We start from the raw sequence: 18,704 nt of genomic DNA on the forward strand, positions 1-18,704 counted from the left end.
GTCAGCCGACCGGCGGCTCGACGGGCTGCCGGTCTTCCTCGCTGTGCGTGGCCCGCATGACGAGCCAGTTGATCCCCCACAGCACGACACCGACGCCGAGCAGGATCGCGGCGACCTTGTAGTCACGGGCAGGCCGCCCGGACAACGGGGTCACCAGGTAGACGCAGAAGATCGCGGCCAGCACCGGGATGACCGTCGGCGCACGGAAATGCTTGTGCGCCGACTTCTCCTTGCGCAGCACCAGGACGGCGACGTTGACGATGGCGAACACCGCCAGCAGCAGCAACGCCGTCGTACCGCCGAGCACGCTGATGTCCACAAAGGACACCAGACCGATGGCGATGACGCTGGTGAACACGATCGCCACCCACGGGCTGCGGCGGAACGGGTGCACCGTGCCCAGCTGCTTCGGGATGATCCGCTGGTTCGCCATGCCGTAGAGCAGGCGGCTGGCCATCAGCATGTTGATCAGCGCCGAGTTGATGACCGCGAAGAGACCGATCGCGGAGAACACCTCGCGCGGGAATCCCGGGGCGCCGACGTCGAGCACCTTCAGCAACGCGCTGCTCTTGGCGGCCTCGAGTTCGTCGGCGGGCACCAGGAGCGAAGAGGTCACGGAGACCAGGATGTAGATGGTCGCGGCGATGACCATGCCCCACAGCATCGCCTTCGGGAAGATCCGGATCGGGTCCTTGCACTCCTCGGCCATGTTCACCGAGTCCTCGAAGCCGACCATCGCGAAGAACGCCAGCGACGTTGCCGAGGTGATCGCCACCAGCATCGTCTGGTTCTCGGTGTCGAACTCGACCAGTCGCGAAGCGTCGCCGTTGCCGTTCAGCACCGCCCACACGCCGACACCGATGATGATCAGCAGGCCGCCGATCTCGATGCAGGTCAGCACCACGTTGGTCTTCACCGATTCGGAGACCCCGCGGAAGTTGATCAGCGCGAGCCCGATCACGAACAGGATCGCCACCAGCGGCATCGGTGCGGTGATGAACTCGGCGAGGTAGGTGTCTCCGAAGGCCTTCGCCGCGGACGAGGCCGACGTGATCCCCGAACACATCACCGCGAACGCCACCATGAAGGTGAGGAAGCGGATCTTGAACGCCTTGTGCGTGTAGAGCGCGGCACCCGCCGCCTGCGGGTACTTGCCGACCAGTTCCAGGTAGCTGAACGCGGTCATGATCGCGACCACGAACGCGATCAGGAACGGCAGCCACAGCGCGCCGCCCACCCGGCCCGCCACCTGCCCGGTGAGCGCGTAGACGCCCGTCCCGATGATGTCCCCCACCACGAAGAACAGCAGGAGCTTGGAACCCATGACCCGTTTGAGGCTCGGCTGACCGGACGAGCCGGTCTGTTCTGTTGTCGTCGTGTCCGCCATGCGGCAAGAGTGTGCCGCATCACGTCTGTGGCCGACAGTCCGATTTGGTCAGTTCTTCGTCACGGGTTGACGAAGGGCGGTTCTGGGTAATTCGGTCAGTTCGCGTCGACCGCGGTCTTCACCAGCGGGACCATCATCTCCTGCGTCATCTTCATCGGCCCCGTGTAGTTGACCAGCACCGGAACGTCGTTGACGACCTCGGCGGCCGCCAGCGTCGCGGTCTTGTTCTCGTCGACGTAGTAGAGGGCGCCCTCGCCGACACCGGCGACGTCCTTCGCTCCCGGCTTCGCCTTCTTCAGCGCGGCGACCATCTCGGCGGGCTTGATCTTGTTTCCCTCGAAGCGGGTCACGGCGAGCGCGCCGACCTGCTTGCCCGCGGCCGAGTAGACGCAGCTCTTGGCCTTGCCACCGTTGGCGGCGTTGTCCTGCACCGGACCAGGCGCCGACGTCACGCCCTGGATGGCGATGGCCTTGGAGACGGCCTCGGCGGGCAGCAGCGCGCACGGCTCCTTCGCGCCGGCACCGCCGGTGGGCGCGGCCGAGGAACTCGGCGCGGCGGAGGTGGACGGAGCGGGAGCCTGGCTCGACGGCTTGGCCGCGTTGTCCGACTTCTCGTCCCCGGAAGAACAGGCGGAAAGGGTCGCGATGACAGCGGCGAACAAGACGATCGCCCGTGAAATACGCATGGACCCGACGATAGCCCCGGAGGATCAGTCCACCGGGGCCCGGTACCGCCAGAACGACGGGATCAGCAGCGCCGCCGCGATGACCAGCACGATGACCAGCACCCCGCCGCCCGAGGCGGCGGCGGCCGTGCCGACACCCGCGGCGGCCCAGCCGTGGGTGAGGTCGGCGATCCGCGGACCGCCCGCGACGACGACGGTGAACACGCCCTGCAGCCGTCCGCGCATCTCGTCGGTGGTGGCGACCTGCAGGATCGACATCCGGTAGATCGCGCTCACCATGTCGGCGGCTCCGGCGAGCGCCATGAAGAAGACCGCGAGCCACAGCGAATTCGCGAGACCGAAGCCGACGATCGCGCCACCCCAGACGCAGATCGAGACGATCACGCCGACGCCCTGCTTCTGAATCCTCGTCAGCCAACCGGAGAAGAGGCCGATCAGCATCGCGCCCGCCGGGAGCGCGGCGTACAGCCAGCCCAGTGCCGGTCCGCCGCCGGGCGGGTCGCCGAACGTGCGCTCCGCCATCTCCGGGATCAGCGCGCGCGGCATACCCGCGACCATCGCGATGATGTCGACGAGGAAGGAGGCCAAGAGGATCTTCTGCGTCGCCAGGTACTTGAAGCCGTCGATGATGTCGCGGATCCCGGCTCGGCGCGCGATCTCGCCGACCGGTGGGATCGGGGGCAGCTTCCAGACCGCGATGAGGGTCAGGCTCAGCGCGATGACGTCGATCAAGTAGAGCGTCGAGAGGCCGAGGATCGGGATCAGCGAACCGGCGAGCAGCGGGCCGAAGACCGCGCCGAAGGTGGCCATCGTGCTGCTCAGCGCGGTCGCGGGCGCGATCAGGTTGTCCGGCACCAGCCGGGCGACTACGGCGCTGCGGGTCGGCATGTTGACCGCGAAGAACGCCTGGTTGACCGCCAGCAGTGCGAGTACGAGCCAGACGGAGCCGATGTTCAGGAACGCCTGGAGCCACAGGACCGCCGACGTGACCGTGACCCCGACGTTGGTGACGAGCAGGAGCTTGCGGCGGTCGACGGCGTCCGCGATGGCGCCGCCCCAGAGTCCGAAGACGAGCAGTGGGATCAGGGCGACCAGGCCGGTCAGTCCGACGTACGCCGACGAACCGGTGAGGTCGAAGACCTGTTTGGGGACCGCGACGGCGGTGAGCTGGCTGCCGACGGCGGTGACCGCGGTGGACAGCCAGAGGCGGCGGAACGCGGGGATCTTGAGCGGCCGGGTGTCGACGACGATCGAGCCGAACAGCTTGCGGACACCTTTACGCTGCTCGGCCCCCACGTCACTACTCACAGCCAGACAGCTTAGCCGCGCTAACTAACCAACCGCGCGCGATTTACGTCACCCGCCCCCGAAGGCCCCCTTCACCACGTGAGACGCGGCGAAGGGCCCCTTCAGCCCACGTCACCTACGCGAGCGGGGCACTGGTGACCCCACGCGTCTCCCGGGAGCGCGCCAGCGCGACGGGGAGACTTCACCGTCGCGCGCCCTCTTTCGGGCCGAAGGCCCACGAAAACGCGATGAAGGGGCGCCCTCCGCCCGCAACGCGAGTTGCGTACGGAACGACGCCCCTTCGGCGCGCTTTTCGTAAGCGCGCTGACAAAAATTACGGCGCGACGCGCTCGATCTGCCAGCCGTCGTCGGTGCGGACGTAGCGGAGCCTGTCGTGCATGCGGTCCTCGCGGCCTTGCCAGAACTCGACGACGTCGGGCCGGATGCGCCATCCGCCCCAGTGCGGCGGGAACGGGATCTTCTCGACGTCGGCGAAGCGGCGCTCGATGCCGTGGAGCGCGGTCTCGAGGGCGCGGCGGCCGTCGACGACGCGGGACTGCGGCGAAGCCCAGGCCCCGAGCTGCGAGCCCCGCGGCCGGGAGGCCCAGTACTCGGCGGTCTCGGCGACGTTGACCTTCTCCACCTCGCCGCGCACGTGGACCTGACGCTGCAGGGCGTACCACGGGAAGGTGATCGACGCGTAGCGCGTCGCGGTGAGGTCGTGGCTCTTCGTCGACGTGTAGTTCGTGTAGAACACGACGCCGCGTTCGTCGAGGCCCTTGCACAGGACGGTCCGGGAGGACGGCCTGCCCTCCGGGTCGGCAGTGGCGAGCACCATCGCGTTCGGTTCGGCGACTCCGGCGGAGACGGCCTGGTTCAGCCAGTCCTGTAACTGGGCGGTCCAGGTCTCCGCCAGCGCGGACTCGTCGAAGGCGGCCCCTTCGTAGGCCACCCGCATTCCGGGCAGGCGCACGACGGCGTCACCGTCCACGCCATCCTTGATCTCCGGCATCATCCGCCAAACCTCCGCACCCGGTCAGGGCATCTGTGACTTCGGCTTTGCCGCCGACGGTATTGCCTAGAAGGCGGCGGCGAAACCCACTGAACGGTGACACCCGCCACCCCCGTCCGATCATCTGTGTGTAACCGCCGGACCGCAAGCCGTTACCTCCTGGTTACCTTCGGCCCCTGATCGATCAAGGCCTCGCGGGCGGCAAGGGCGGCCGGAACCGTGCTCGCCACTCGCGACACACCGAATTAACCCAAACCAAAACTTCGAAAATCGACGACCCTCGGACAATTTCCCGGCGCCATTTTCCTGATTCACGACAATTGATCGCGGCATTCGGCCCAACGCCCGCACTCGCCTCCCCGGATCCAGTCTAATTCTGTCGCCCGATAGAAATTACGAACGCGACACATACTCACGAGTTGTGCCAAGAAGGCCGCCCTCGGGAGGGTCGAAATCCCGAAAGCGGCCTTCACTTCGTCCGTCTCGGACTGTCAGTTCGTGACAGTGAACTCCGCGCGAACAATCCATCCCCAACAGTCGTACGACGCCGTGTACCGCCCCGGCACCGTCCCCACGGAACCGTCGCCCCGCAACGCGACACCGATGCCGCCGGTACCGCCGTCCCCCACCACCCGCAAGGGAATCGGCGCGGCGAGACCGTCCGCGGCAAGGGTCTTCGCGAGCTCGCCGGCACCGGACGGGCGCAGGCAGTAGAGGTCCGCGGTCACCGTCCCACCTGCGACGACGGTGTTCGGGCTCAAGACCAGACTGGACGGTCTGGTCGCGTTCGCCTGCCCCGCACCGACCATCGTGGACACGATCGCCGCCCCCGCGACGCACAACGCGGCCGAACGAATTTTCATCTTCCGCTCCCTCCCGAAGCCGGGCGAAGATTTCACCCGTCACCCGATGGACGCGCCCCGGACGGCACGGGGTTGCCCACCGGAAGAGACCCCGCCCCTTGGGGCGAACGACCCCGATTTAGCAGAATGTGACAGCAAATCGTGCAAGAGCTGATGATCACACTAGGTAGACCTTGCGCCACTCGATAGGATCGCCGCCGAGAGCAACGGGGTGATCACCTCTATCCAGTGTGTTCAGAGGTTTGGATGGGACGGCCGGGTGTGCGGCCGCTCCGTCCGCTATTGCCGGCCGGGCTTCCGCGAGGGAGTTCGACGTCGGTCGATCAGTCCTGCGCTCGAGCCGCCGCCGGAACTTTCTACGACCTTGTTACTCCCCTTCCCCAGGAGTGCGTTGTGATTTCCCGTTCCCGCCGTCTCATGACGGCCCTGTTGTGTGCCCTTTCGCTGGCAGGCGTGACAGCCCTTTCGGCTTGTTCCGACAGCACGGCCGCTTCCGGCACCAAGGTCACCATCGGTTACAGCGCTTGGCCGGGCTGGTTCCCCTGGGCGGTCGCCCAGGAGAAGGGCCTCTTCGAGAAGAACGGCGTGACCGTCGACCTCAAATGGTTCGACAGCTACACCGAGAGCATCAACGCACTCTCTTCGGGCGCGATCGACGCGAACAGCCAGACCCTCAACGACACCCTCGCCTCCGTCAGCGGTGGCGCGAAGCTGTCGGTGGTCCTGGTCAACGACAACTCGACAGGCAACGACAAGATCATCGCCCGTCAGGGGATCACCGGCGTCGCCGACCTCAAGGGCAAGAAGATCGCCGTCGAGCAGGGCACCGTCGACCACTACCTCCTGCTGCTCGCGCTGCAGGAAGCGAAGCTGACCGAGAAGGACGTCCAGCTGGTCCCGCTGCTGACCGACGCCGCCGCGGCCGCGTTCGTCGGCGAGCAGGTCGACGCGGTCGCCGCGTTCGCGCCCTTCACCTCGAAGGCGCTCGAGCGTCCCGGCAGCCGCGCGATCGCGACGTCCGCCGAGTTCCCCGGCGCCATCCCCGACCACCTCGTCGTCTCCGAGCAGATGTCCAAGGAGCGCAAGAAGGAGGTCCAGGCGCTGGTGACCACCTGGTTCCAGACGATCGACTGGATCAAGCAGAACCGTGACGAGGCCGTGCAGATCATGGCCAAACGCGGCGCGGTGTCGATCGACGAGTACAAGTCCTACGACGCGGGCACCACGATCTTCACCAAGCAGCAGAACCTCGACGCGTTCACCCCGGGCGTCACCCCCGCCCACCTGAACTTCCAGGCGGGCAAGATCGCCGACTTCATCATCGCCAACGGGCTCGCCCAGAGCAGGCCCAACTTCGACGGGCTGTTCGACGACCAGTACGTCAAGGCGGTGAAGTGAGCACCACGGATTCGGCGAGCCAGGCCGCTCAGCGGACGGACGCCGCTGACGAGGCCGAGGCGCGCCGTCTCGACGACGAGCAGCGGCTCGCCGAAGCACAGGAAAGCCGTGTCCGGGGCGGTGGCAAGCGACCGGACTGGTCGCCGCTGCCCCGCCGGGCGGGCCTCAAGCCCAACGCGTCCCCGCTGTTCTCGCTCCGCACCCCGATCCCCGCGCGCTGGCGGTGGACGCTGGCGGTGGCCTCGTTCGCGATCCCGCTGCTGATCTGGGTGACACTGAACGCGCTGGGCACCATCAAGCCGACGTTCCTGCCGACCCCGGTCGCGGTGTTCGACGCGCTGCTGAAGATGGCCGAGTCCGGCGAACTGTTCAGCGACCTCTGGGCGACCACCCAGCGGGTGCTGCTCGGTTTCGGGCTCGCGATCCTCGTCTCGATCCCGCTCGGCATCGTGATGGGGACGTTCAACGCGGGACTGGCGCTGTTCGAGCCGGTCATCGCGATGCTGCGCTACCTGCCGGCGAGCGCGTTCATCCCGCTGCTGATGATCTGGCTCGGCCTCGGCGAACCGTCGAAGGTCGCCGTCCTGTTCCTCGGCACGGTCTTCTTCAACACGCTGATGACGGCAGACGCCGTCCGCGGGGTGCCGCGTTCGCTGATCGACGTGTCCTACACGCTCGGCGCGCGGCGCGGTGAGGTCCTGCGCAAGGTGATCGTCCCGCACGCGCTGCCCGGCATGATCGACGCGACCCGCGTCAACGCCGCGGCCGCGTGGAACTTCGTGGTGGTCGCCGAACTGATCAACGCCACCGCGGGCCTCGGCCTGCGGATCATGCGGGCGCAGCGGTTCACCCAGACCGACCGGATCTTCGCGCTGCTGATCGTGATCGGCCTGCTCGGACTGATCATCGACATCGCGTTGCGGCAGCTGCGGACACGCGTCGGGAAGTGGGCGGCATGACGCTTCAGCTGAAGGCCGTCGCCAAGGACTACACGGTCCGCGGCAAGACCACGCGGGCTCTCGACGGGATCGACCTCGACATCGCGCGCGGCGACTTCGTCTGCGTGGTCGGCGCGAGCGGGTCCGGCAAGTCGACCCTGCTCTCGCTGATCGCCGGGCTGGCCGAACCGTCCGAGGGCCTGATCACCCTCGACGGCGACGCGGTGACCGGGCCCGGCCCCGATCGCGGGCTGGTGTTCCAGCACGGGGCGCTGTACCCGTGGCGTTCGGTGGAGAGCAACGTCGCTTTCGGGCTCGAACTGCTGAGCCTCGACAAGGCCGAGCGAGCTCGCCGCGTCGACTGGTATCTCGAAGAGACCGGGCTCGACGGTTTGCGGAAGTCGTTGCCCAAACAGCTTTCCGGCGGTCAGAAACAGCGGGTCGCGATCGCGCGGGCGCTGGCGTGCGAACCCGACGTCCTGCTGCTGGACGAACCTTTCGGCGCGCTGGACGTCCAGACCAAAGAGGACATGCAGGTCCTGATCCGCCGGATCTGGACCGACACCGGCACCACCGTGCTGATGGTGACCCACGACGTCGAAGAGGCCGTGTTCCTCGGAAGACGCGTCGTGGTGCTGGCCTCGGACCCCGGCCGCGTGGCCGCCGACATCGTGGTCGACCTGCCCGATGAACGCGACCTCGCGGTCAAACGCGCGCCGGAGTTCCTTTCGTTGCGCGCGTCCATCGAAGACCTCGTCCGGGAACAGCACCGCGGACACCTCGGGCGTAGCTGAGAAGAAAGGTGATCATGAGGCACGGGAAGACCCGGCCGGAACGCACCCCGCGTTCCGGGTTGCTCGGCAGACTCGGCATCCGGGGCAAGCTCAACCTGCTCCTGATGTTGCCGCTGACCGCCGTGGTCCTGGTGTCGGTGCCTTACGTCGCCGGGGAGATCGACGACGCCCGGTCCGCCCGCACCACCGCCGACGTCGCGTCACAGGCCCGTGCCCTCGGCACGCTGGCGTGGGAACTGCAGCGGGAACGGCTGCTGACGGCGCACTACATCGCGTCTTCGACGGCCAGCAGCGGCGCGATGCTGAAGCAGCAGGGCGTCGTCGCGGACACGGTGAACCGGGTGCGTTCGCAGCTGAGCGCCGACGCGCCGGAGGAGCTCGCGGCCGCCCTCGTGCGAATCGGGTCGCTGAGCGAGATCCGGGAGAACGCGCTCCGGCGCGGTGCCTCGCTGGACAGCGTGGCGCGGACCTATCACGCGGTGATCGACGCGGTCATCAACTCGCTCCGCCTCGTCCCGCAGCAGACCAGTGACGCGGAGGGCACCCGGCAGCTGACCGCGCTCGACGCGCTGCTGCGCGCGAACGAGGAGAACTCGCTGCGCGGGATGGCGCTGATCATCGTGCTGGTCACGCCCGAATCCGGGAAACCGGTGCTGGACGACGCGAAGCAGCAGTCGTCGCTGTTCCTCGAACGGTTCGTGCAGCAGGCCGACGTCACCCAGGCGACGCAGGTCGTCTCGGTCGAGCAGGGCGAGACGGGCCGCCGGGTCGACGCGCTGGAAGCCAAGCTCCCGGACACCCGCGGCGCACAGGCCGTGCAGACACTGCTGCCGGACATCCTCGGCGCCGTCGAGGCCCAGTCGAACCAGCGACGACTCGCCCAGGACGAGGTCACCACCGGCATCACCGACGCGGCGACCGCGCGAGCGGACGCCGCGCAGAACCTGGCGTGGACGATCGGTGCCGGTGCCGGTGTGCTGTTCCTGCTGGTCGGTGGTCTCGCGATCGCGGTCAGCCGGTCGATCGCGGATCCGCTGCGGAAGCTGACCACGGCGGCGACGTCGGTCGCCGACCTCGCGAGTACCGAACTGGTCCGCGTCACCGACACCGAGCAGGCCGAGGAGCTCGCGCCACGGCTCGCCACCATCGACGTGTCCTCCCAGGACGAACTCGGCAAGCTGGCCGAAGCGTTCAACCGGGTGCAGGCCACCGCGGCCGAACTGGTGGAACGGCAGGCCGTCACGCGGCGCAACGTCGGCCTCATGTTCGCCAACGTCGCGAAGCGGACGCAGAACCTGGTGGGCAGGCAGCTAGCGCTGGTCGACGAGCTGGAGCGCAACGAGCAGGACGTCGCCCTGCTGGCGAGCCTCTACCGGCTCGACCACCTCTCCACCCGTCTGCGCCGGAACGCGGACAACCTGCTCGTCGTTTCGGGAAACCGTGACGAGGCGAGGATTTCCGGGCCGATCGAGCTTTCGACGGCGCTGCGTTCGGCGCTCGCGGAGATCGAGGACTACCAGCGGGTCCGGCTGGGCTCGATGGGCGACGTCCTGCTGTCTTCGCCGTTCGGTTCGGATCTGGTGCTGATCTTCGCCGAGCTGCTGGAGAACGCGACGTCGTTCTCCCCGCCGGAGTCCTTTGTGGACGTCGGCACGAAGATCCTGCCCGACGGCTCCTGCCTGATCGTGATCGTCGACCAGGGCATCGGCATGACCGCCGAACGGCTCGCCGAGGAGAACCGGCGGCTGGTCGAACGCGAGCGGCTCGAACTCGCGCCGACCAGTGTGCTCGGGCTGTTCGTGGTCGGACGGCTCGCGCGGCGGCACGGGCTCAAGGTCGAGCTGACCGAAACCGAACCGGGCGCCGGTATCACCGCGCGGATCGCCGTCCCGCCGGATCTGCTGACCTATCGGCAGCCCGTGCAGAAGCCCGTCCCGCCGCCGGCGTGGCCGACGGCGGAGCCGGGCGACGAGCCCACCCCGCCGCAAGCCCCGCCCCAGCCTCGGGAAAGGGCGTCCGGGCGGGAGCTGCCGACACTGGCGATCGCCGGGATGATCCCGCGCGATGGTCAGCCCCCCAAGGACTTCCGGTGGTTCCGCAAGACCGACCGGGGAATTCCGGAGCCGATGCCGATGCCGGAACCCGTGCCGTCACCCGCACCACTGCCCGAACCCTTGCCCGCCTTCGAAGCTCCCGCGCCGACACTGACCGCCGCCGATTCCGGGGAGACCCGCGGCGGGCTGAGGCGACGGGTCAAGGGCGCGCAGCTTCCCGGTGCCCCCGAAGCACCGTCGCGGCAGAAGTCCAGGCATGATCCAGAGGCGGCCAAAGCGGCCTTCGACGGGTTCGAGGCCGGACTCGCGAAGGCAGCCGTTCCGCCGCAAGCCCCGCCGCCGCCGGTGAGCCCACCGGCGGGCAATCCGATACCGACGCCGATGCCGACCCCGACACCGGTGCCCGCCGCCTCGCGCGGCGGTCTCACCAGACGGGTCCCCGGTGCCCAGCTGGCGCCGGGACTGGCGAAGGGACCGGCCGCGCGCCACCAGACCGCGCGGGCGGCACTGAACACCACCAAGCCCAAGGGCATGCGTGACCCCGAGGCCGAGCGTGCCGCGTTCGACGCCTTCAGTGACGGGTTGGAGAAAGCCGTCAACCCGGAGATGGAACAGAGAGAGAAGAGCAAGAGATGACGACCGGAGTCAGCGTCGAAGCCCGGAATTTCAACTGGTTGGTGACGCGCTTCGCACAGAACACGGCGAGCGCGATGGGCGCGATCGCCGTCTCGGCCGACGGCCTGCTGATCGCGATGTCGTCCGAGCTGGAACGCGCCAACGCGGACCGGCTGGCCGCGATCTGCTCGGCGATGCTCGGCCTGGCACACGGTGTCTCCGAGAGCCACCCGCTCGGTTCGCCCGACAAGATCATCATCGAACTGGAGCAGGGCTACCTGCTGGTCTGCACGATCAGCATCGGTTGCTCGCTCGGTGTGCTCGCCACCAAGCAGGCCAGCCTCGGCACGATCGCCTACGAGATGGCGATGTTCGCCAACCGGGCCACCGAGGTGCTCACCCCCGCGCTGATCGAGGAACTCAAGAAGAGCGTCGGCAGCTGAACTGACGAGGGGATAAGGGAATGAGCGACGACCAGGTACCCCGACCGAGAGGGGCCGAACAGGGCATCTCGCCGCTGCGCCCGTACCTGCTCACCGCCGGCCGCGCGCAGCCGGTGGACGGCACGCTCGAAATCGAGGCACAGGTGCTCACGAGCAGGCTCGGCGCGGCGTCGCAGGCGAGGCTGACCTTCGAACGACGGGAGATCGTTTCCCTTTGCCGGGACACGAAATCCGTCGCCGAAGTGGCGGCGATGCTCGGCCTGCACATCGGCGTGGCCCGGGTGCTCGTGGCGGATCTCGCCGCGCTCGGCTACGTCGTGCTCCGGCGTCCGGCCGGAGCTCTCACCCAGGACCTCGGCATGATCGAAAGGGTCATTCGTGGACTCGAAGCAATTCGCTGAACCGGCGTCGGCGAGGCCGCCGACACCGGTCAAAATCGTCATCGCGGGCGGATTCGGCGTCGGCAAGACGACCACCGTCGGCGCGATCTCGGAGATCAAACCGCTGACGACCGAGGCCGCCATGACCTCGGCGGGCGCGGCCGTCGACGGACCGGGCGGGGAGGTGCCGTCGAAGACCACCACCACGGTGGCGCTGGACTTCGGCTGCCTCACCATCGACAACGAGGTGAAGCTGTACCTCTTCGGCACGCCGGGCCAGGACCGGTTCGGATTCATGTGGCACGACCTGGTGCTCGGCGCGCTGGGCGCGCTCGTCATCGTCGACACCCGGCGGCTCGACGACTGCTATCCGGCCGTCGACTACTTCGAGAAGGCCGGTTTGCCTTTCGTGGTCGGAGTGAACGTCTTCGACGGTTCCCTCAAGCACGATCTCGAGGACGTGCGCTGGGCGCTCGCGGTGAGCGAGGACGTCCCGCTGATCACCTTCGACGCACGGCAGCGCCTTTCGGTCAGGGACGCGCTGCTCGCCGTCCTGCACAACACCTACCGGCGGGCGTCCGCCGCGTCCTGACGCGGCGCGGCCCGCTCAGCCCGGCCGGGTGATGGCGGCCAGCATCAGGGCACGGAGTTCGGCGGCGACGTCGGCGACCGGTAACGGCGGCGTATGTGCCTGCCACTCGCGCAGCAGACCGGTCGCCGCGCCGACGAGCGCTATCGCGGTCAGGTGATAGTCGCGGTCCGGTGCGACGCCGCCCAGGGCGGCGTGCCGGGCCTCGGCCTCGATGAACGCGGCCCACCGGTCGACCCATTCCTGGTGCTGCGCCTCCAAAGCCGCGCTGACGCCGACGGCTTCGACGTAGTTCAGCCGCGGCATCCGGGGGTCCGAGGTCACCGTGCCGACGAAGACGTCCAGCAGTGTCCCGATCCTGGTGACCGCGTCGGCGCCCTCCAGGCGTTCCAGGACACCGGTGACGTGCTCCAGCGCGAGGGCGTTGATGCGCTCGTGCAGGGTCAGCAGCACCTTCTCCTTGCTCTCGAACTCCTCGTAGAAGTTCCGCGTCGAGACGCCGGCGCGCGTGCACAACTCGGTGATCTTCGCCTGCTGGTAGCCCGTCGAAGTGAACAGGTCCAGGGCCGCCACGAGCAGGCGTTCGCGCCGTTCGGCGCGCCGCTGCTCGGGTGCGACCCCGCCGTATGTGCGGGCCACTCGACCTCCCCCGATTCGGTAATAGGGATTGCCAGATGCTACCAACAGCGCCTACATTGCGAAAATCTCAATTACCAAACTGGAGGCAACGGTGCTTCGGACAGTTCTGGTCTCAGCCCTCGCAGCCGCCCTGATCGGCGCGCCCGCCGCGCAAGCCGCGCCGAACGCGCCAGGGGACCTGGTCGACTACAGGCCGGTGATCGCCACCGCCCCGGCGAAGGCCTGGAAACTCAACTACCGCTCCACCTCGGCCACCGGAAAGGCGAACACGGTGTCGGGCATCCTGCTGGTGCCGCACACGCCGTGGACGAAGGGGCCGCGTCCGCTGGTCAGCTACGCCGTCGGCACCCACGGCCTCGGCGACCGCTGCGCGCCGTCGACCCGGCTGACGAACGGGTCCGAGAACGAAGTCCTCCTGATGAGCCAAGCACTCTCGCGTGGCTGGGCGGTCGTCGTGACCGACTACGAAGGCCTCGGCACACCGGGTACGCACACCTACGCCGTCGGCCAGTCCGAAGGCCGGGCGGTCCTCGACGCCGCCCGCGCCGCCTCCCGTGTCCCCGAAGCAGGCCTGTCCAAGACCGGACCGGTCGGCGTTTTCGGTTACTCACAAGGAGGTCAGGCCGCGGCGTTCGCCGGCGAACTGCAGCCGTCCTACGCACCCGACGTCAACCTGGTCGGCGTCGCGGAAGGCGGTGTCCCGGCGGATCTGAACGCGGTCCTGAAGTTCAACGACGGCGGTCCTGCGTTCGGACTGGTGCTCGGCGCCGCAGTCGGCTACGCGACGGCGTACCCCGAACTACCCTTCAACGACGTGCTCAACGCGAAGGGCGAGAAGGCCGTCGCGAAGGTGAAGGAAGCGTGCGTCGTCGAACTCGGCGCGGCCGCACCTTTCGCGCGGCTCAACGACTTCACGACCGTGCCGAACGTTTCGTCCGACCCGCGCTGGCAGGCCCGACTCGGCGAGAACCTGGCGGGCAAGACCAAACCGGGCGCGCCGGTCTACCTGTACCACGCGTCGTTGGACGAGCTGATCCCGCTTTCGGTCGGCAAGGGCCTGCGCGACCGCTATCGCGCCCTCGGCGCCGACGTCACCTGGCAGGAGTTCCCGCTGCTGGAACACATCGGCGGCGTCTCGGCGGGCGGCCCGGTCGCGATGACCTGGCTGGGCACCAAGTTCTGACGTCCCGGGTACGCCGCCGGGGATGACGCGAAAGCCACTTTCGCAACCTTCAAGGTTGCGAAAGTGGCTTTCGCAACGCCTCCAGGCGCCACACACGCCCCTACAACGGGGGAGCAAGGGACCTTTAGTAACGCTAGTATTTCTAGCGGCGCTAGCGGATTGGAACGCCGCATGGAACGAGCGGACGACACGCGTGACCAGACGGACGACACGCGCGACTGGAGGGACGACACGACCAAGGGCGGAGCGCCACGCGTGTCGTCCATCGGATCACGCGTGTCGTCCATCCGATCACGCGCGTCGTCCCTTTCACGCCCGAAAGCCGACGAATCCGACCGGCGCTAGGGCGCGCCGAACACCCGGAGCGCGGTGACGGCGTCCGGCGCCAAGGACGTCGTGAGTGTTCCGCCCGCGGCCAATGACGTCCGCGACCACCACTCGCCGGACGCTTCGGGAACCGAGGGGCCGCCGACGACCAGATCGGTCGCGAGCACCCGCCGTCCGGCCAGATGCGCGAGGCTGGAGTCCAAAGTGGAGTCCCCGATCTCCAGCGTTTGCCGCAGCACAGGGACTTCGCCACGTGTCACGTGCTGCGTGGTCACCAGGGACCCAGGCCGCTCACCGGCCCTGCCGAGAACGAGCACCTCCCGCGTGTGCAGGTACGCGTCGGCCGCCAGAGCCGCGGTGAACACCGCGCGGTGCCGGGCCCTGGCGGTCACGACGGTCGGCTCCGGCAGGTACTCCAGCGAGCCGCCGTCCTCCACGACGACGTCCACTTCGGTCACACTCTCTTCGCCGTGCAACCCAGGCAGCGCGATGGTCGCCGCGACTCCGGAGAGCCGCAGCGAAGCACCGGGGCCGACGTGGATGGTCAACTTCAGTTCGTCGCCCCCCAAAGGCGAGGTCGCCGAGTTGACCAGATGCACGATCGCCGCCACACCGGCGCCCCGTTTGGGAAGGAGCGTGAGCGGCGCCATCGAGCGCAGCTCACGCAGTACGGTCCGGCCGCCCTCGAAGCAGGCGGTCAGCCGCGCGTGCGCCTTCACCCCGCGCGGACCGGGAGCAGCGAGCGGACCCAATCCGCGACAGCCGGCGCGTTCGGAGTGTCCACAAGGGACTGTGAGATCACCGGAAGCTCGCCGCGCATGCGGTGCGCGTCCGAGGTCATCACGTCCAGATCCGCGTTGACCAGATGCGCGATGTCGATCTTGTTGATCACCAGCAGATCCGCGGTCGTCACACCCGGCCCGCCCTTGCGCGGCACCTTGTCACCACCCGCGACGTCGACCACGAAGACCTGGCTGTCGGCGAGCCCCCGGCTGAAAACCGCGGTGAGGTTGTCTCCGCCGCTTTCGATGATCACCAGGTCCAGCCCAGGAAAGCGCTCCTCGAGCAATTCGACCGCGTCGAGGTTCGCGGTGATGTCGTCGCGGATCGCGGTATGCGGGCAAGCGCCGGTCTGCACGGCCTCGATCCGTTCCGGGTCGAGCACCCCGGCCTTGCGCAGGAAGTCGGCGTCCTCGGTGGTGTAGATGTCGTTGGTGACGACGGCGAGGTTCACCTCGTCGCCGAGCGCCCGGCACAGCGCCGCGGTGAGCGCGGTCTTCCCGCTGCCCACCGGCCCGCCGATACCGATCCGGTAGGCGCGGCCCGCGGTCGGCGCCTGCTCGTAGTGATCGGGTTCGGCGGCCGTCGGGTCGAAGTTGACCGGGTGGACGTGCCCGTGGCCGTGACCGTGCTCAACTGGCAAAGAGACGCACCTCTTCCTTGTGATGCCGGGCGTGTGCCTCGGCGAACAGATCGAGCGCCGGAGACCCCGGCGCCGGGAGTTCGGCGGGATCGGCCCCCGCGACCTCGGCCGCGCGCAGGGATACGTCCCGGACTTCGACGGAAAGCCTTGCCACGACGGCGTTGACGGCGAACGGGTCGAGTCCGAGCAGCCGCACCGCCGCGCTCGCCGGTCCGCTGATCGCCAGGTAGGCCACCGCCATCGCCGCGTCGAGAGGAACCCCGACCAGCGCACCGAGGACCACCGGATGATGCGGTCTCGGGGTTTCCTTCAACAGCTGGGAAAGCACCGGTGACGGCCACGCCGCCTTGCCCGCCCTCGCCGTTCCGCGCCCTTGCGCGCGGGACGCCTCCCGTTGCGCGAGCGACGGCGTCCTCGCGTCGAGTTCGGCATCGAGCCGCGACCAATGTCCACTTCGGACTTTCCGCGCGGCCGCGTGCGCCGCCGCGGCCGCGAACACCGCGGCCAGCGAACCCGCCGTCCGCAACCGCCCGGAGAGGAACCCCGGCAGGTCGCGTTCGTGGGTGATCAGCTTGCGGGCGACGGCCTCTTCGAGACCGCCGGAGTGGACGTGACCGCCCCCGGGGAACCGGGAGTCGGCGAGGATGAGCGCGGCGGTGTTCATCAGAAAAGGAAATACCTTTGCGCCATCGGCAGTTCCGTGACCGGCCGCGGTTCGATCAGCTCACCGTCGACGTGCACGGCGAAACTGTCCGGCTCCACCCGGATGTCCGGGGTGGCGTCGTTGAGCACCATGTCCGCCTTGCCGCGGGATCGGGTGTTCGAGATCGGCACGAGCTTCCGCGCGATACCGAATCGCTCCGCGACGCCGTTCTCGATGGCTTCCGGTGCCACGAAATGGAAACTGCTCCCGGCCGCGACGACCGGCGCCGCGCCGAACATCGGCCGCGCCAGCACCGGTTGCGGCGTCGGGATGGACGCGTTCGCGTCGCCCATCGCCGCCCACGCCGGGAATCCGCCCTTGAGCACGACATGCGGCCGGACGCCGAAGAACTTCGGCTCCCACAGCACGAGATCCGCGAGTTTCCCGATCTCCACCGAACCGATCTCGCGGTCCATCCCATGCGCGATCGCGGGGTTGATCGTGTATTTGGCGACATAGCGACGCGCCCGCAGATTGTCGGCCGCGCCGTCGCCGGGCAGCGCGCCGCGGCGACGTTTCATCACGTGCGCGGTCTGCCAGGTCCGGATGATCACCTCGCCGATCCGGCCCATCGCCTGCGAATCCGAACTCATCATGGAGATCGCGCCGAGATCGTGCAGGACGTCCTCGGCCGCGATCGTGGTCGGCCGGATACGGCTTTCGGCGAACGCCAGATCCTCGGGTACGGACGGGTTCAGATGGTGGCAGACGACGAGCATGTCGAGATGCTCGTCGAGGGTGTTCGCGGTGTGCGGACGCGTCGGGTTCGTCGACGACGGCAGGATGTTGGCCAGCCCGGCCACCTGGATGATGTCCGGCGCGTGCCCGCCGCCCGCGCCTTCGGTGTGGTACGCGTTGATCGAGCGGCCCCGGATGGCGTCCACAGTGGACTCCAGGAACCCCGCCTCGTTCAGCGTGTCGGTGTGGATCGCCACCTGGACACCGGATTCGTCGGCCACGGTGAGGCAGGCGTCGATCGCGGCCGGGGTGCTGCCCCAGTCCTCGTGCAGTTTGAAGCCGCCGGCACCGGCGGCGAGCTGTTCGCGCAACGCCTCGTGCCGGACGGTGTTCCCCTTGCCCAGCAACAGGACGTTGACCGGCTGACCGTCCATCGCCTGCAGCATCCGGCCGAGATTCCACGCGCCGGGCGTGACCGTGGTCGCCTTGCTGCCCTCGACCGGCCCGGTGCCGCCGCCGACCAGCGTGGTGAGCCCGGACGCCAGCGCGGTGTCGGTCAGCTGAGGGCAGATGAAGTGGACGTGGCAGTCGATACCGCCCGCAGTGAGGATCTTCCCGTTGCCGGACAACACTTCCGTCGACGGTCCGACCACCAGTGCCGGGTCGACGCCGTCCATCGTGTCCGGGTTCCCCGCCTTGCCGATGCCGACGATACGGCCGTCGCGCACGCCGACGTCGGCCTTGACGATCCCCCAATGGTCCAGGATCACCGCTCCGGTGATGATGAGGTCCGGCGCGCCTTCGGCCCTGGTCGCCATCCCCTGGCCCATGGACTCGCGGATCACCTTGCCGCCGCCGAAGAGCACCTCGTCCCCGCTGCCGGACGGCCCCATGCTGCGGTCTTCGGTGACCTCGATGAGCAGATCGGTGTCCGCCAGGCGGATCCTGTCGCCGGTCGTCGGGCCGAAGAGTTCGGCGTAACGGTCGCGCTCGATCGACGGCATCAGGATTCCTTCCGCAATCCGGGCACGCGCCGGTTCCCGGCCAGCGGGACGAGGTCGACTTCGCGTTCGACGCCCGGCTCGAAACGCACCGAAGTTCCGGCCGGCACGTCGAGCCGGTGTCCTCGCGCGGCCTCGCGGTCGAATTCGAGTCCCGGATTGACGGCCGCGAAATGGTAGTGCGAGCCGACCTGGACGGGCCGGTCGCCCAGGTTCCGCACGAGCAGCCGGACCCGCGGCCTGCCGGGGTTCAGTTCGACCGGCGCCGCACCGGTGATGATCTCTCCTGGACGCACCCGTCCCC

19 protein-coding genes are annotated in these 18,704 nt (G+C 68.5%); 8 read left to right on the forward strand and 11 right to left on the reverse strand.

Annotated elements, in window-relative coordinates; translation table 11 throughout:
• Window position 1: 1 nt before the first annotated feature.
• From HDA45_RS16150 to HDA45_RS16170, 5 genes are all read right to left on the reverse strand, one after another.
• Complete coding sequence (locus HDA45_RS16150; RefSeq protein WP_184896143.1) at window positions 2-1,387, reverse strand: APC family permease; 1,386 nt, start codon at window positions 1,385-1,387, stop codon at window positions 2-4.
• A 95-nt stretch (window positions 1,388-1,482) separates the two neighbouring features.
• Window positions 1,483-2,073 carry a DUF3558 domain-containing protein gene (locus HDA45_RS16155; RefSeq protein ID WP_184896145.1) on the reverse strand — a complete coding sequence of 197 codons (591 nt, stop codon included), beginning with the start codon at window positions 2,071-2,073 and terminating at the stop codon, window positions 1,483-1,485.
• A 24-nt stretch (window positions 2,074-2,097) separates the two neighbouring features.
• On the reverse strand, window positions 2,098-3,381 hold the full coding sequence (locus HDA45_RS16160; protein WP_184896147.1) for an MFS transporter: 1,284 nt from the start codon (window positions 3,379-3,381) through the stop codon (window positions 2,098-2,100).
• A 313-nt stretch (window positions 3,382-3,694) separates the two neighbouring features.
• A complete protein-coding gene (pdxH, locus tag HDA45_RS16165; protein WP_101610812.1) occupies window positions 3,695-4,375 on the reverse strand; it encodes a pyridoxamine 5'-phosphate oxidase in 681 nt (226 codons plus the stop codon).
• A 488-nt stretch (window positions 4,376-4,863) separates the two neighbouring features.
• Window positions 4,864-5,235, reverse strand: coding sequence for a hypothetical protein (locus tag HDA45_RS16170; protein WP_184896149.1), 372 nt, complete (start codon window positions 5,233-5,235; stop codon window positions 4,864-4,866).
• A 393-nt stretch (window positions 5,236-5,628) separates the two neighbouring features.
• Here HDA45_RS16170 and HDA45_RS16175 point away from each other — a divergent pair, with 393 nt between their 5' ends.
• Genes HDA45_RS16175 through HDA45_RS16205 form a run of 7 tightly spaced genes read left to right on the forward strand, consistent with a single transcriptional unit; the run spans window position 5,629 to window position 12,449 of the window.
• Window positions 5,629-6,633 carry an aliphatic sulfonate ABC transporter substrate-binding protein gene (locus HDA45_RS16175; protein WP_184896150.1) on the forward strand — a complete coding sequence of 335 codons (1,005 nt, stop codon included), beginning with the start codon at window positions 5,629-5,631 and terminating at the stop codon, window positions 6,631-6,633.
• Complete coding sequence (locus HDA45_RS43050; protein WP_184896152.1) at window positions 6,630-7,592, forward strand: ABC transporter permease subunit; 963 nt, start codon at window positions 6,630-6,632, stop codon at window positions 7,590-7,592. Before HDA45_RS16175 ends, HDA45_RS43050 begins: the two co-directional genes overlap by 4 nt.
• Complete coding sequence (locus HDA45_RS16185; protein WP_184896154.1) at window positions 7,589-8,365, forward strand: ABC transporter ATP-binding protein; 777 nt, start codon at window positions 7,589-7,591, stop codon at window positions 8,363-8,365. Before HDA45_RS43050 ends, HDA45_RS16185 begins: the two co-directional genes overlap by 4 nt.
• 14 nt (window positions 8,366-8,379) lie before the next feature.
• A complete protein-coding gene (locus HDA45_RS16190) occupies window positions 8,380-11,055 on the forward strand; it encodes a sensor histidine kinase (protein WP_184896156.1) in 2,676 nt (891 codons plus the stop codon).
• A complete protein-coding gene (locus HDA45_RS16195) occupies window positions 11,052-11,477 on the forward strand; it encodes a roadblock/LC7 domain-containing protein (protein ID WP_005156032.1) in 426 nt (141 codons plus the stop codon). The genes HDA45_RS16190 and HDA45_RS16195 overlap by 4 nt, the downstream gene beginning before the upstream one ends.
• A 20-nt stretch (window positions 11,478-11,497) precedes the next feature.
• Entirely contained in the window at window positions 11,498-11,878 is a 381-nt protein-coding gene (locus HDA45_RS16200; protein WP_184896158.1) for a DUF742 domain-containing protein, read from the forward strand.
• Window positions 11,856-12,449, forward strand: a complete 594-nt coding sequence (locus HDA45_RS16205) for an ATP/GTP-binding protein (RefSeq protein ID WP_184896160.1) — start codon at window positions 11,856-11,858, stop codon at window positions 12,447-12,449. The genes HDA45_RS16200 and HDA45_RS16205 overlap by 23 nt, the downstream gene beginning before the upstream one ends.
• A 15-nt stretch (window positions 12,450-12,464) precedes the next feature.
• Here HDA45_RS16205 and HDA45_RS16210 read toward each other — a convergent pair whose 3' ends face one another.
• Entirely contained in the window at window positions 12,465-13,085 is a 621-nt protein-coding gene (locus HDA45_RS16210) for a TetR family transcriptional regulator (protein ID WP_184896162.1), read from the reverse strand.
• Between the two features lie 91 nt (window positions 13,086-13,176).
• Between HDA45_RS16210 and HDA45_RS16215 the strand changes: the two genes are divergently transcribed.
• Complete coding sequence (locus HDA45_RS16215) at window positions 13,177-14,268, forward strand: lipase family protein (RefSeq protein WP_184896164.1); 1,092 nt, start codon at window positions 13,177-13,179, stop codon at window positions 14,266-14,268.
• 341 nt (window positions 14,269-14,609) lie between these two features.
• Here the strand turns inward: HDA45_RS16215 and HDA45_RS16220 are convergent, their stop codons facing one another.
• Genes HDA45_RS16220 through HDA45_RS16240 form a run of 5 tightly spaced genes read right to left on the reverse strand, consistent with a single transcriptional unit; the run spans window position 14,610 to window position 18,696 of the window.
• Complete coding sequence (locus tag HDA45_RS16220) at window positions 14,610-15,314, reverse strand: urease accessory protein UreD (protein ID WP_184896166.1); 705 nt, start codon at window positions 15,312-15,314, stop codon at window positions 14,610-14,612.
• The gene (gene ureG, locus HDA45_RS16225) at window positions 15,311-16,018 is read right to left on the reverse strand and encodes an urease accessory protein UreG (RefSeq protein WP_184896168.1); all 708 of its coding nucleotides are present in this window, start codon (window positions 16,016-16,018) and stop codon (window positions 15,311-15,313) included. The genes HDA45_RS16220 and ureG overlap by 4 nt, the downstream gene beginning before the upstream one ends.
• Window positions 16,008-16,682 (reverse strand): urease accessory protein UreF, encoded by a 675-nt coding sequence (locus HDA45_RS16230; protein WP_184896170.1) that lies wholly within the window; start codon window positions 16,680-16,682, stop codon window positions 16,008-16,010. The genes ureG and HDA45_RS16230 overlap by 11 nt, the downstream gene beginning before the upstream one ends.
• Window positions 16,682-18,403, reverse strand: a complete 1,722-nt coding sequence (locus HDA45_RS16235) for an urease subunit alpha (RefSeq protein ID WP_184896172.1) — start codon at window positions 18,401-18,403, stop codon at window positions 16,682-16,684. The genes HDA45_RS16230 and HDA45_RS16235 overlap by 1 nt, the downstream gene beginning before the upstream one ends.
• Window positions 18,403-18,696 (reverse strand): urease subunit beta, encoded by a 294-nt coding sequence (locus HDA45_RS16240; RefSeq protein ID WP_184896180.1) that lies wholly within the window; start codon window positions 18,694-18,696, stop codon window positions 18,403-18,405. Before HDA45_RS16240 ends, HDA45_RS16235 begins: the two co-directional genes overlap by 1 nt.
• Between the last annotated feature and the right edge of the window lie 8 nt (window positions 18,697-18,704).

The organism is Amycolatopsis umgeniensis (assembly GCF_014205155.1).
GTDB lineage: Bacteria > Actinomycetota > Actinomycetes > Mycobacteriales > Pseudonocardiaceae > Amycolatopsis > Amycolatopsis umgeniensis.

What these genes read in the sequence shown, in the direction of transcription:
- pdxH (WP_101610812.1), bottom strand. Translation starts at nt 4,375, where the DNA reads ATGATGCCGGAGATCAAGGATGGCGTGGACGGTGACGCCGTCGTGCGC.
- HDA45_RS16190 (WP_184896156.1), top strand. Translation starts at nt 8,380, where the DNA reads ATGAGGCACGGGAAGACCCGGCCGGAACGCACCCCGCGTTCCGGGTTG.
- HDA45_RS16195 (WP_005156032.1), top strand. Translation starts at nt 11,052, where the DNA reads ATGACGACCGGAGTCAGCGTCGAAGCCCGGAATTTCAACTGGTTGGTG.
- HDA45_RS16185 (WP_184896154.1), top strand. Translation starts at nt 7,589, where the DNA reads ATGACGCTTCAGCTGAAGGCCGTCGCCAAGGACTACACGGTCCGCGGC.
- HDA45_RS16150 (WP_184896143.1), bottom strand. Translation starts at nt 1,387, where the DNA reads ATGGCGGACACGACGACAACAGAACAGACCGGCTCGTCCGGTCAGCCG.
- HDA45_RS16170 (WP_184896149.1), bottom strand. Translation starts at nt 5,235, where the DNA reads ATGAAAATTCGTTCGGCCGCGTTGTGCGTCGCGGGGGCGGCGATCGTG.
- HDA45_RS16200 (WP_184896158.1), top strand. Translation starts at nt 11,498, where the DNA reads ATGAGCGACGACCAGGTACCCCGACCGAGAGGGGCCGAACAGGGCATC.
- HDA45_RS16155 (WP_184896145.1), bottom strand. Translation starts at nt 2,073, where the DNA reads ATGCGTATTTCACGGGCGATCGTCTTGTTCGCCGCTGTCATCGCGACC.
- HDA45_RS16230 (WP_184896170.1), bottom strand. Translation starts at nt 16,682, where the DNA reads ATGAACACCGCCGCGCTCATCCTCGCCGACTCCCGGTTCCCCGGGGGC.
- HDA45_RS16235 (WP_184896172.1), bottom strand. Translation starts at nt 18,403, where the DNA reads ATGCCGTCGATCGAGCGCGACCGTTACGCCGAACTCTTCGGCCCGACG.